Here is a 13,070-nt window from a genome sequence, read left to right on the forward strand (position 1 = left end):
CGGACGGCCCCCATCTCCCTTCTCGCGTCGGCCGGCGGTCCGCTCCTGCGTGAGCAGGGTGCCGGCCACGGCTCGACTCGACTCGCCTAGGAGACGTCCGGCCGTGTCATCAGCGGTGCTTGCACATGCAGCCTCAGATCGGGGCCGGTCAGAGGCGGGCAGCTCCACGTCGCCGTGCAGGTCTCACCATCAATGGTCAGCCGGACATGGTGCGGAGTGGTGATGACGTACAGGTCGGCGACGAACAGCTCGCCCTGCCAGGCGCCGGCCGAGACGATCGGTCGGCCGAGCGGGGCGCTCTCCCGCCAGTGGCCGTGGCCGACCTCGACGTCGAAGACCGACTCGAACCGCACCACCCATCCGCCGTCGACGGGATCGACCACCACCGCCGTCCCGTCGGGCAACGCCGAATCCTCGGCAGACGCGTCCAGCTTGGCGGTCACGGATCGTCCCGGTTGTGCCGATCCCGCCACCAGAGGCAGAGCCAGTTCCTGAAGGCGCTCAGCTACGTATCCGTCGTCCAGGTCACCGCTCGCCGCGTCCAGGCCCGGCAGGAGGCACTCCCACAGAGCATCGAGGACCTCCTGCGACTCCCCCTCTGCGGTCACGGCGATCACCAGGTCGTGCGACGGAACCACCACGCACTGCTGCCCGTAGGCGCCGTGCCCGTGGTAGCCGTGTCGCGACATCCAGAACTGGTAGCCGTATCCGCAGAAGAAGTCGGCGTTGGGCCGCCCCTCCTGATGCCAGCTGGAGTCGATGTGCCGGCTGGTCGCCAGCTCCACCCAGTCACGCGGGACGAGTTGTCGGCCGCCCCACTCGCCGCCCTGCAGCAGAAGCTGGCCGAAGGCGGCCACCGCCTCGGTGGTCAGGTGCAGGCCCTGGAAGCCGAAGGAGGCACCGCTGGCCACACGGTCCCATTCGGCGTGGTCGATGCCCATCGGCTTGAGGACGCGCTCGTCCATCAGCTCGGGCAGAGCGCGTCCGGTGACCTTCTCGACCATCCTGGCCAGGATGAAGGTGGTGGAGTTGTCGTACTCGTGCCGTGTGCCCTCCGGCGCGGTGAACGGCAGTCGCAGAAAGCCCTTCACCAGGTCCTGGGGTTCCAGCTCCCATGCCTCGGTGAGACTGTCGGTGGGGTGGCCTGCGGTCATGGACAGCAGGTGGTGGACGGTGATGCGACGGCCCTGCTCGCTGACGTCGGCCGGGACGTGCTCGGGCAGCACGTCCACCACCCGGTCCTCCAAGGACAACAGGCCGTCACCGACCGCCAGTCCCACGGCAATCGAGGTGAACGACTTCGTCAGCGAGTAGAGCAGGTTCAGGCGGTCGGCCGAGTACGGGGCCCACCAGCCCTCGGCGACGACCTGGCCCCGGTGCACCACCATGATCGAGTGGCACGCACCGGACACCGCTTCCAGCCGGTCCAGCAACGCGTTGAGCGCCCACGGCGACAATCCCGTGGCCGACGGCGCGGACCGTGGAAGCAGTGGGTGCAGAGACGACATGGCCACTTCCTCACCGGGCGAACGAATCGTGTACGACGACAAGTTCGCCATCATCCACGCCAGACGCGGCGAGAGGAACTACACCAGCGATCGATGTGGTGGAGGACCTTGTTCGCCCTCCACGGCATCTTGCCAGTCGGCCAGTCACGGGGGCCCTCGACGAAATGGGCCGTCTCCCACATCACCCCTCGGCTCGGCGGAACTACCGGATGAGCTCCTCACCGCTGCGGCGCTTGATGGCCGCCCGCATCCGCTGATGGGTGGCCGAGTTGAGCTTGATGTAGTGGGAGCAGCGCGGTGCGACGACTGCGTTGAGGGCCAGAGTGATGTCGGCGGGTTGCGGCGGCTCGCTGTGTGGTCGGACGTCTGGCTCGAAGTGCTGTGCCAGGCCCTTCAGGGCCCGGTGCTGGAGGACCTTGAGGGCGTTCTCACTGCGGTTCATGATGTGTGCGCTCTCGGCCACGCTCAGGCCCTGGAAGAAGCGGAGGACGATGCACTCGTACTGCGCGGGGTTGAGGCTGTTGAAGGCCTTCAAGAGCGTGTCGATGTTCACGGTGGCTTTGGCGACGGGCTCCTGGGCCGCGGCGTCGCGCAGAGCGGTGACGGCGTCGTGCCGGTCGCCGCGGGGGCCCGGCACCTCGGCCGGGCGGCCGGCGACGAAGGTGCGCGCGGTGGCGATGAGCCAGGTCTTGGGGTCGTCGTCCGTGGCGGTGTGGTGGGCCAGGGCGTAGCGGAAGGTCTTGCTGGTGAGATCCTCGGCGGCGGTGCCGGTGCCGGTGAGCAGTGCGATGTAGCGGTAGACCGTGTCCACGTACCGGTCGTAGGCGGGGCCGACGGCAGGCGTGGGGGTGCCGGTGTCCGACGGAGGGCGTGGGAGCGGCTCGTCGTAAGTCCCCGGCTGGGGCGTGGGCGAGTCTGTGAGCAGATCGCGCAGGTCACGGCGAGCGTGGACGAGGTGGGCGCGCACGGTGCTGGGAGTGATGCTGAGGCAGGTGGCGATCTCGTCGGTGGTCAGGTCCTGGATGTAGTAGGCGACGACGATGCGACGGCGAGTGGGAGGAAGGGTTCTGAGCGCGTCCAGGAGGGTCCTTCTGAGCACGACGGTGTCGACGGGCGCGGTCTCGGCGAGCGTGTTCTCCTCGAAGGTGGACGTGGGGATGGTGCGGGCGGAGTGGCGGGCCTGGTCCTGGAGCTTGTGCCGCAGGGCGCGCACGCCGTACGAGGTGGGCTGGCGGATGGTGTTCCAGCGCGCGTAGAGGTCGGTGAAGGTGTCGTGGACGATGTCCTGGGCGCCGTCGCGGCTGGTGCTGTAGCGGTAGGCGTAGGCGAGGTAGGTGGTGTAGGTGCGGTGGTAGAAGTCGGCGAAGTCGGCAACGGCGTTCTCGCCGATGGTGGCGGCGGCCCGGGGGCCGGACTCCTGGGTGAAGTCCGGCCCGGGGGCGGCGAGTTCTGCTTGAGTGGTCACATCAGATCCCCCGCTCGGTGGCGGTGATGTTCGGCGCGTGGGTCGGGGCGGGCAGGCCTTTGGAGTCGTCGGCGGAGCCGAGGGCGATGAAGAGGTTGATGAGGGCTACGACGAGGGTGACGAACAGCGCGCAGAAGGCGATCCGTTCGCTGATGCTCCAGGGGGTCCAGAACCAGGACAGGCTCGTCTTGCGGATCTTGACGATGCAGCGGTGCACGAAACGGTCGCCGACGGCGACGGCGGCCGCGGGGATGGCCAGCAGCGCGATCAGGGCGATGGTCAGCGCCGCCGCCGAGTGCAGGATCTGGGACCCGGCGATGAACCAGGCGAGCGTGACGGCCAGGAGGTCGAGCGCGAGGCCGGCGACGAGGTAGCCGCGACGGCGGGAAACACGCCACACCGCCCATGCGGGGTGGTGCCCGTCCTCCACCGCGTGCTTGACCTCCTGGGAGCGGCCGGTGACCCAGTCCCGGTTGTCCGCCTCGATGAGCGCGGTCACGCCCTGGCGGGTCATCGCGACGTGGATGTGCCGGCCCGGAGCCTCCGCGTCGAGCGTGAGTTGGGTGAGCTCGACGGCTGCGGCGGCCGGCAGCTCCCGCCGGATCCGGGGGTCGTCGAGAAGCTCGTCCAGAGCGTGGGCACCGTTGACGTAGATGCTGCGCCGCGTGCCGGGGCTCCACTGGCGCGGGATGCGGTAGTCGGTGCTGAGGTTGATCTGGTCGGGGGTGAACTCCTGGCTCACGGTGTGGATCAGCGCGTCGACACCGACACGTGTGATCTTTCGAGGACGCAGGACGGGGCGGTCGAAGTGTTCCAGGCGCGTCATTGCTCATCTCGCATGTGCGGCCGGGTCCTGCAGCCCCCTCAGGGGCTGCAGGCCGGTTACCTATTGGAAAGCGACCCGTCGCGCTCCGGCCAGAACACAGGGGTCGGCACGGCAAGAATTACCGCAAAGGAACCCTGGCGTCCAGAGAATCTCAGGCTTAATCGCAGGTCGGATGTTTCCTCTGTTGTGATCCTTTTGACATATAGTCAATCCGGATGGCAGGCATGCGCGTTCCACAGGAACGAAAGCGTCGGTGAACGGGCAGCCCGGGAGTCAGATGCAACACCGGATGCATATATGCAGGCCGAGAGTGAAACCTACATACGTTCGAAGCCTGTCGCCAAATCGCACACTTGACCATCGGATCGATTGGTCTACTCCAACTGCCGTCCGGCGCCGCGGAGTTGCGGCTCACTTGCACCTGAAAGGTACGAGCAGTCAGGCGAGGTCGGGCGAGCGGAAAGAATCGTTACTTCAGGCGCTCGCCCGAAATTCTGCAGGCATCCATTCACCGAGCAGAGAACAGTGCCAGAACAATCAGCGCGCGAGGCAGAAGTCCCCGCTCCGCCCGGCGCCGCGGAATACCGGTCAAGTCGCGGGCGGGGATTGCCAGATGGCCCGCACGGCCCACTACGGAATCCCCAAATGGGAACAGGCGGGAGCGCGAAGCCCCCGCCTGACGGGGTCTGTCCCTCTGATCTCTTGGCCGGAGCGCAGGGTCAGACCTTCTCTTCCAATAGGCAGCTACCGGCGTGCCAGTAGCCATGCAGTCGGCTGAGCCGTCCACACAGCTATATAGACTGCCACGCCGCCTTCATCGCTGAACCCGTTTGGGCGTTTCTAGGTTACGCAGACACCCGATACGGCTCCGTACCGTGTTCACAGAAGACCCCGGCGTGCTACCCGCCACTCCAACGAGCAGGCGTTTCGCATGGCGTTGCCGACAAGCGCGGCCGCCGGCGGAAGCACGCCGACGGCCGCAGACCGCTCTGACGTCAGTCGGCCGACCCTGTCGACGTGTGCAACACCCCGCTGCGCGCGACCTTCCCGTACCAGTGGGCGCTGGCCTTGGGGATGCGCTTGCCGGTCGGGTAGTCGACGTAGACGGCGCCGAAACGCTTGCTGTACCCGTAGCCCCATTCGAAGTTGTCGAGCAGGGACCACAGGAAGTAGCCGCGAATGTCGACGCCGGCCTGGATCGCGCGGTGGACAGCGGCGAGATGTCCTTCCAAGTACGCGATCCGGTCGGGGTCGTTGACCTCGCCCTGCGGGTTGACATAGTCGTCGAACGCCGCGCCGTTCTCCGTGATCATGAGTGGCAGGTCGGGGAAGTCCGCGTCCAGCCGGAGCAGCAGTTCGTTCAGGCCCGTGGGGTCCACGGACCAGCCCATCGCCGTGGTGGGGCCCGGGGTCAGGTGGAAAGCGACGTCCTTCGCCCCCGGCCACGGACTGTGCGCACTGTTGCCGTGGCCGTCCGAGCCGTGGCTCGACTCGTTGGCGCCACCCGAGACGAGGGTGGGCGAGTAGTAGTTGACGCCCAGGAAGTCGAGCGGCTGGTGGATCTCCTTCACGTCCCCGTCGCGGACGAAGGACCAGTCGGTCAGCCTGGCGGTGTCCCGGAAGAGGTCGTCCGGATAGGCGCCCTTCAGCATGGGGCCGGTGAAGACGCGGTTGGCGAGGGCGTCGATCCTGCGTGCCGCGTCGACATCCTGCGCCTGCGCCGAAAGAGGCCTCACGTGATGGAAATTGAGCGTCACCGAGATCTGCGCGCGGGCGGGCAGCGAAGCGCGCAGGGCCTGGACCGCCTTGCCGTGGCCGAGGTTGAGATGGTGTGCGGCACGCAGCGCGGCCACGGGGTCGGTGCGGCCCGGGGCGTGGACCCCGGATCCGTAGCCGAGGAAGGAGCTGCACCAGGGCTCGTTCAGCGTGGTCCACGTGTGGACGCGGTCGCCGAGCGCGTCGGCGGCCAGGGACGCGTACTCCGCGAAACGGTCGGCGGTCACGCGCTCCGGCCAGCCGCCGGCGTCCTCGAGCTCCTGCGGGAGATCCCAGTGGTAGAGGGTGGCGACCGGCTTGATGTCCTTCTCCAGCAGCTCATCGGTGAGCCTGCGGTAGAAGTCGAGTCCCTTCTGCACGCTGGGGCCGCGGCCGGTCGGCTGGATGCGGGGCCAGGCGAGCGAGAAGCGGTACGCCCCGACACCGAGGTCGGCCATCATCGCGACGTCCTCGCGCCACCGGTGATAGTGGTCGGTGGCCACGTCGCCGGTGTCTCCGTTGCGTACGCGGCCTGGGGTCCGGCAGTAGGTGTCCCAGATGGACGGGGTGCGTCCGTCCACGGCAGCGGCGCCCTCGATCTGGTAGGCGGCGGTGGCCGTGCCCCACAGGAACAAGGGGGGAAAGGCGAGCGTCTCGGGAGTCCCGGCCTGGGGCGCGACGTGTCGGACTGCGGTTACCACGGAGTTCCTTCCGGTGAACGGTGCTGTCGGCAATGCGAGATGTGGCGGAGGAGGGTCAGCCCTTGACCGCGCCCTGCATGATGCCGCCGACAATCTGGCGTCCGAAGACGACGAACATGGCGAGCAGCGGGAGGGTGCCGAGCAGGGCGCCCGCCATGATCAGGGACTGGTCGCGGACGTATCCGGCGCTCAGCTGCGTCAGGGCGACGGGGACCGTCGGGTTGGTCATGTCGAGCACGATGAACGGCCAGAAGAAGTCGTTCCACGCGTGCACGAACGTGATCATGAACAGAACGGCCATGGCCGGTCGGGCGACCGGCAGGACGATGCTCCAGAAGATCCGGAGCGAATGGGCGCCGTCCACGCGGCCCGCCTCGACCAGCTCGTCGGGCAGCGCGTCACTGAGGTACTGGCGCATGAAGAACACGCCCACGGCGCTGACCAGTGTCGGGAAGATGACGGCGGGCAGCTTCTGTCCCCAGCCGAGGTCGGTCATCATCATGAACAGGGGCACGACCGAGAGCTGCGGCGGCACCATCATCGTCCCGATGACCAGCATCAGCAGGATGTTGCGCCCCTTGAAGCGCAGCTTGGCGAAGGCGAAACCGGCGAGCGTGGCGAACAGGACGGTGGCGGTGGCGATGGCCCCGGCCACGATCAGGCTGTTGGCCATCGCCTTGCCCAGCGCCGCGTCCTGCCAGGCCTTGCCGAGGTTGTCGAGCAGGTTCGGTCCGGGCAGGAAGGGCGGTGGGGTCTGAGTGATCCGCGTGTTGTCGGACGACGCGGCCACCAGCGTCCAGTACAGCGGGAAGAGCGAGACGAGCGTGGCGATGCCGAGCAGGACGTAGGCGACCGGGCCCGCGTGGTGCTGACGCCCGGCCTTCATCTTCGTGGGCAGCCGGAGCCCGCGCCGCCTGCTCGGGGCGTGCTCTGTCACGGGCGGCGCCTGGAGAGTGTCTGTGGTCATGGGGAGCAACTCCTGGTCAGGACGAGCGCGCCGAACGCCACCTGCTGAGCAGGCGCTGGACGATGAAGACGAGGACGAGCAGCAGGAACATGGCCCAGGCCACCGTCGCCGCACGGCCCATCTGGTAGTTCTTCCAGCCCTCCTCGTACAGCAGCAGCCCGAGGGTCTGGTACTGGTTGTCGGCGCCGCCGGTGATGCCGTTCGGCCCCTGGCCGAAGATGAGGGGCTCACCGAAGAGCTGGGTGGCGCCGATCGTGGACAGGACGATCGTGAAGACGATCGTGGGCCGGATCCCGGGCACGGTGACCTTCAGGAACTGCTGCCAGCGGGAGGCCCCGTCGATCGCGGCCGCTTCGTAGCGGTCGCGCGGGATCGCCTGCATCGCGGCGAGGTAGAGCAGGGCGTTGTAGCCGGTCCACCGCCAGATGACGATCGTGGAGATCGCCGTCTGCGCCGCCCACTTGTTGCTCTCCCAGTCGACGTGATCGATGCCCACCAGGCTCAGCGTCCAGTTGATCATGCCGAAGTCGCGCTCGAAGAGCATGGTGAACACCAGCGCCGCGGCACCCACCGAGGTCGCGTACGGCGTCAGTGCGGCGACCCGGAAGAACGTCGATCCGCGCAGCCGGTAGTTCAGCAGATGCGCGAGACCGAGTGCCATGAGCAGCTGCGGGACGGTGGAGAGCACACCGATGGTGATGGTGTTGGTCAGCGCGTTCCAGAACCGCTCGTCCTTGACGAGGTTGACGTAGTTGTCGAACGCGATCCACTCCATCAGGTCCATGGTCGCGAGCTCGACGTGGTGGAGCGAGATCCATGCCGTGTAGAGCAGCGGATAGAAGCTGAAGGCGGCGAAGATCACGAAGAACGGGACGACGAAGGCGTAGGGCGCCCCCTTCACGTCCAGGCGGTGCAGCAGCTTGCTCCGCCAGCTCGGGGGCCGGCTCTTCCGGAGCCCGGAAGCGGGTCGGGAGCTGCCGTCCTTGTCGTTGAGGGGCGGCTCGACGGCCGCGGCACTCGAAGTCTGTGGTGCCACGAGAGGTCCTTACGTGGGCGATGGACTGGCGGGGTGGGCCCCGGCTGCCACGCACCCCGCAGGTGCGTGGCAGCCGGGAAGGAGGTCAGCCGACGGCCTTCTGGATGCGCTCGTCGGTGGTCTTCCACGCCTCGTCGGCGCTCTTGTGCTGGGTCTCGATCAGGCGCAGCCCCTGGGAGAAGATGTCCTTGATCGTTCCGTCCTTGCGGCCCAGGACCTGCTCGTCCGGGATGTCCTTGGCAGCCGCGGCGAAGATCTGGCCGATGGGGGCGCCGTCGAAGTAGTCGGACTTCGCGTTCATCACCTCGGGTGACGCCAGCGCCTTCTCCGACGAGGGGAAGTTGCCCAGCTCCTTGAAGATGCGGGCCTGCTGCTCCGGCGCGGTGAGCCAGGCGATGAGCTTCGTCGCCTCGTCCTTGACCGGGCTCTTCTCCATGACGCCGAGGAAGGAACCGCCCCAGTTGGCGCCCTTCGGCGCCTTGGCGACGTCCCACTTGCCCTTGTTCTTCGGGCCGGCCTTCTCGCTGATCTGCGCGAGCATCCACGCCGGGCACACCGCCGTGGCGAAGGTGCCGTTGGCCAGGCCGGGGTCCCAACCGGGCTGGAACTGCCGGAGCTTGGCGCTCAGACCTGCGGCGCCGGCCTTGGCCGACAGGTCCCAGGCGTCGGCGACGGCGGGGTTGTCCTGGTAGATCAGCTTCCCGCTCTTGTCGTAGAACTGCTGGGAGTCGCCGTAGATCATCGCGTTGAACAGACCGCTGGAACTGTCCATGAAGGCGACCTTGCCGCCCTTGAAGCCGGCCTTGAACTTCTCGCCCGCCTCGACGTACTTCTTCCAGTCACCCGCCCACAGCTTGCCGACCTCGTCGCGGTCCGTGGGCAGCCCCGCCTGCTTGAAGTAGTCCTTGCGGTAACAGACGGCCATGGGACCGGTGTCCGTGCCGAGCCCGATGACCTTGCCGTCCTTACCGGTGACCTGGTTCTGCTTCCACGGCAGGTAGTGGTCGGTGCCGGGCACCTTCGCCAGGTCGACGAACCGGTCGGCGCGGGTGTCGATGAGTTCCTTGGCACGGCCGATCTCGATGCCCTGGATGTCCTTCAGGCCGCTGTTGGCGGTCAAGTGCGTCTGGAGGGCCGTGTAGTAGGTCTGCTCGTCACCGGCCACATCGACCTTGACCTCGACGTTCGGGTGCTGCTTCTCGTACTCGTCGAGGATTCCTGACTCCTTGATGCCCATGACACCGAAGAGGCCCATGGTGATGGTGGTCTTGCCGTCCTTCACTCCACCGCCGGTCCCGCCGCCACCACCACCGCAGGCGGACAGAAGGCCGAGGGCCGCCACCACCGATATGAGGGCAGAACCTCGCTTGCTCAACAATTTCCGGGTGTTCTTCAACGGTCCTCCCAGACGGCGCAGACGCACCGGAGAGACGGACCGACCGTCGTCCTGACGATCGGCCCGACAAGTTTGGGAACGTGCCCAAAGAAGAGTGGGAACGTGCCCATCCATGGATGGGAACGTGCCCAAATGGCAGTGGGAACGTTCCGCCGGGCGCTCGAAGACTGGCCGCCCGGGAGCGCCGTGTCAACAACTTGAAACCAATCGGTTGCCAGAGGATGTCGCGCGACCACCGCTCCAACTCACCGTTCGCACCCGCCCGTTGGGCCGATGATCTGGCACAATGTGCTCGCGAACGGCGTTCAGTGGACAGGGGACGAGGAGAACGACATGGGGGCACCGCAGCGGCCGACCATCAAGACCGTGGCCGCTCGGGCCGGGGTCGGACGGACCACCGTTTCAAGGGTTGTCAACGGATCGGACCTCGTCAGCGACGCGGCGAAGGCCGCCGTGCTCGCGGCCATCGCCGAGCTCAACTACGTCCCGAACTCCGTGGCCCGCGGCCTGGTGACCCGGCGCACGAACTCGATCGCCCTGGTGATCCCCGAGTCCGAGAGCCGACTCGGCGCGGAGCCCTACTTCTCCGCCGTGATCCGCGGGGTGAGCGCCGCGCTGCGGGACACCCGTACGCAACTGCAACTCGTCCTGGTGCGGGACAGGGAGGAACGCGACCAGCTCACCGCCCACGTGGCGGAGCGGCGGGTGGACGGTGTCCTGCTGGTCTCCGTCCATCAGCACGATCCCCTGCCGGACATCCTGGAGAACCTGGGCCTGCCGACGGTACTCGCAGGTCGGCGCAGCGCCGAGGAATCTCTCAGCCACGCGTGCTCCGACAACCTGGGCGGAGCGAAGTCGGCGGGTCGGCACCTCGTCGACAGCGGCCGGACGGCGATCGCCACCATCACCGGCCCGCTCGACATGGACGTGTCCCGCAGCCGTTTGCAGGGATGGAAGGACGCCATGGACGAAGCAGGCATGCCGCCCGAGAACTGTCCCGTCGCCACGTCCGACTTCACCGAGGAGGGCGGAATGGCAGCCATGCGATCACTTCTTGCACGCTCTCCGAAGCTGGACGCCGTGTTCGCCGCGTCCGACGTCATGGCGGCCGGGGCCATGCTCGAACTGAGGCGGCAGGGACGACGCATACCGGAGGACGTGGCCGTCGTCGGATTCGACGACTCGTACATCGCCCGCTACGCCCATCCGTCGCTGACCAGCGTGCGCCAGCCGGTGGAGGAGATCGGGTCGACGATCACCCGAGTCCTCCTGGAGGAGATCGCCGACCCGGGATCGCAGCGCCAGAAGCTCGTGCTCCCCACGGAGTTGATCGTGCGGGATTCGTCTTCCCCTTGCGGGAGTTGAGGCGGAGAGAGGTTTCGGATCGAGCGCGACATGGGTCGCGCCGGCGCTGCCGGGGCTGATCCTGGACACCTGCACCGCACTGCTCTCGGGGACGCGACGCGCATCGCTGCGCCGGTGATCCGAAGGTCAGACGGTTTGCATCTCCCACTGCTGGGAGTTGCGCGGCACCCCTGCTGGTCAGGGGCTATTACATTCCGACGAAGCTCACCGTTTCCGCCAGGTCCGCCCGCCCGGTCCGCAGCCTGGGCACTCCCTCTTTCTCGAATCCGACCGAGACGCCGCAGAACAGTACGAGATCGTCATCTGCTCCGACCATCTGGCTGACGGTCTCGCGGTACATCGTCCACATCACCTGCGGACAACTGTGCAGTCCTTCCGCCCTCAGCAACAGCATGACCGTCTGCAAGTACATCCCCGCGTCCCCCCACTGCCCCGGCCCCATCGTCCGGTCGAGGTAGCAGAACAGCACGACCGGTGCCCCGAACCCCTCAGCGTTCAAGGCGGCGATCTTCATGGGTCTGTCGGGGTCGTCACGCTCGATTCCGAGGGCCTTGTAGCGCTGGGCGGCCGCATCGGAGAAGCGGTCCAGATACGGTGACGCCAGCCCGGACGGGTACATCGGATACTGCCGCTCGTCACCCGGATCTCCGGCCAGCGCTCTGGCCGTCGCACGCTTCTTCAGCTCGGTCAAAGGCTCGCCGGTCGCGACATACACGTGCCACGGCTGGAGGTTTCCGCTCGACGGAGCCCGTGTCGCTGCGGTCAGCACTCGTTCGAGGACCTCCCTGGGCACCGGCTCATCGCTGAACGCCCGCACAGCCCGACGACTGTCCACCGCTTCGTACACGTCCACGTCTTCTCCGTCATCCCCTTCCATGGCAGGCAGCGAGGACGCACCGTCGCGGCCAGGACGCCTTCTAGTGGACCAACTCCACCCGCCCGTCCACCAGAACCACAACCCCCACCACGTCACCTGTCTCGGACCGGCCGACCCAGACCGGGTACGTGCCGTCGCCCGTCGTCGCGAAGGCCACCAACTCGCCACCGGACGCCCGGTCCCGGGTGCGCAGCAAGTACATCGAGTCCTCGATGTCCTCGAACACCTCCGGCGCCAGGTCCGGGTCCCCCTCGATCAGGCCCTTCTCGAACAGAGCGAGGAGCGGCTCCCAGGCCCCGGCGTCGGCGAAGCAGCCCGTGGCGCCGTCGGTGCCGAAGCCGAAGATCTCGTCCTCCCGGAGCAGGCGGGGGTCGTCCGCGGGCCGGCGGGCCATCTCCCAGGTCACGGCAGGGATGTCACTGACGCGCACGCGGACGGCCAACGGGTCCGTACGCGTGACCTCCTGCCCATCCCAGATGTAGGCATGGTGGGCCTGAGCTTCCTCCAGCACGTGGGTGCCTGGCGGGACGGGGATCGTAAGGTGCGGCCCGTCTCCGTCGTCGATGTCCGGACCGGAGACAGCCAGCAGGCCGCTGGGCACGCGCAGGGAACCGATCTGACGCGGCTCCACAACCGTCATCACGGGGTGGTAGCCGTCAGTCACACACGTCCCTGCCTGGAACAGTTCAGCCAGGGGCCCGGGCTGCGCGGGGCGGGGCGGTCGCCAGCACGTGCTGGGTGCGACCTTGCCGGCGTCGTCGGCTGCCGCCGCTTCTCCGACCTCGAAGACCAGCGGCTCCGTAAGTCCATGGACCTGGGACGAGAGGAGCGGCCATTGCCCGAAGGCAGGGCGCTCCATCCACCGTTCGCCGTCTTCCACTTGGGGCACGGTGACGTGCAGTCCGCCGCCCACGCCCGTGGGCTCCTCCTCCCGTCGGCCTTTCCCGTCCGGGAACAACTCCACGGTGACGCGCGGACATGCGTCGTCGAACTCAGCCGTCTGCGGGCCCGGGTAGTTCCAGCCGATGGTGCACCGGCGCAGTAGTCGCTCCGGGTCGTCGAGCAGCCTCATGTCCAGGTCGTAGACACGGCGCCCCTGGTCGTCATAGACCCACACCCCTACGAAGTGGTCCCGCCAGGAGACGAGTCGGACCTCCAACGGAGCTTGTCGGCC

10 protein-coding genes are annotated in these 13,070 nt (G+C 67.6%); 1 reads left to right on the plus strand and 9 read right to left on the minus strand.

Annotated features, from left to right (window positions below; all coding sequences use genetic code 11):
- Nucleotides 1-86 precede the first annotated feature (86 nt).
- The 7 genes from M4J07_RS42115 to M4J07_RS42145 form a co-directional block, all read right to left on the minus strand.
- The gene (locus M4J07_RS42115; protein WP_255981476.1) at nucleotides 87-1,508 is read right to left on the minus strand and encodes a serine hydrolase domain-containing protein; all 1,422 of its coding nucleotides are present in this window, start codon (nucleotides 1,506-1,508) and stop codon (nucleotides 87-89) included.
- Between the two features lie 202 nt (nucleotides 1,509-1,710).
- Complete coding sequence (locus M4J07_RS48355) at nucleotides 1,711-2,973, minus strand: sigma-70 family RNA polymerase sigma factor (protein ID WP_255981479.1); 1,263 nt, start codon at nucleotides 2,971-2,973, stop codon at nucleotides 1,711-1,713.
- Between the two features lies 1 nt (nucleotide 2,974).
- Nucleotides 2,975-3,799: a hypothetical protein gene (locus M4J07_RS42125; RefSeq protein ID WP_255981481.1), complete on the minus strand. Its 825-nt coding sequence runs from the start codon at nucleotides 3,797-3,799 to the stop codon at nucleotides 2,975-2,977.
- 995 nt (nucleotides 3,800-4,794) lie between these two features.
- Nucleotides 4,795-6,255, minus strand: a complete 1,461-nt coding sequence (locus M4J07_RS42130; protein ID WP_374215184.1) for a GH1 family beta-glucosidase — start codon at nucleotides 6,253-6,255, stop codon at nucleotides 4,795-4,797.
- Nucleotides 6,256-6,310: 55 nt separating this feature from the next.
- Nucleotides 6,311-7,222 carry a carbohydrate ABC transporter permease gene (locus tag M4J07_RS42135; RefSeq protein ID WP_255981483.1) on the minus strand — a complete coding sequence of 304 codons (912 nt, stop codon included), beginning with the start codon at nucleotides 7,220-7,222 and terminating at the stop codon, nucleotides 6,311-6,313.
- A 16-nt stretch (nucleotides 7,223-7,238) separates the two neighbouring features.
- Nucleotides 7,239-8,258: a carbohydrate ABC transporter permease gene (locus tag M4J07_RS42140; RefSeq protein WP_255981485.1), complete on the minus strand. Its 1,020-nt coding sequence runs from the start codon at nucleotides 8,256-8,258 to the stop codon at nucleotides 7,239-7,241.
- A gap of 85 nt (nucleotides 8,259-8,343) precedes the next feature.
- Complete coding sequence (locus M4J07_RS42145; protein WP_255981495.1) at nucleotides 8,344-9,600, minus strand: ABC transporter substrate-binding protein; 1,257 nt, start codon at nucleotides 9,598-9,600, stop codon at nucleotides 8,344-8,346.
- Between the two features lie 387 nt (nucleotides 9,601-9,987).
- On the opposite strand from M4J07_RS42145, the gene M4J07_RS42150 reads away from it, so the two are divergent.
- Nucleotides 9,988-11,019 (plus strand): LacI family DNA-binding transcriptional regulator, encoded by a 1,032-nt coding sequence (locus M4J07_RS42150; RefSeq protein ID WP_255981487.1) that lies wholly within the window; start codon nucleotides 9,988-9,990, stop codon nucleotides 11,017-11,019.
- A gap of 187 nt (nucleotides 11,020-11,206) precedes the next feature.
- On the opposite strand, the gene M4J07_RS42155 is transcribed toward M4J07_RS42150, so the two are convergent.
- Nucleotides 11,207-11,872 (minus strand): nitroreductase, encoded by a 666-nt coding sequence (locus M4J07_RS42155; RefSeq protein ID WP_255981489.1) that lies wholly within the window; start codon nucleotides 11,870-11,872, stop codon nucleotides 11,207-11,209.
- 64 nt (nucleotides 11,873-11,936) lie between these two features.
- Nucleotides 11,937-13,070 (minus strand): DUF4241 domain-containing protein (locus M4J07_RS42160; protein ID WP_255981491.1); only part of this gene is annotated, 1,134 nt, incomplete at its 5' end.

This window comes from Streptomyces longispororuber (assembly GCF_024448165.1).
In the GTDB taxonomy this organism is placed as follows: Bacteria; Actinomycetota; Actinomycetes; order Streptomycetales; family Streptomycetaceae; genus Streptomyces; species Streptomyces longispororuber_A.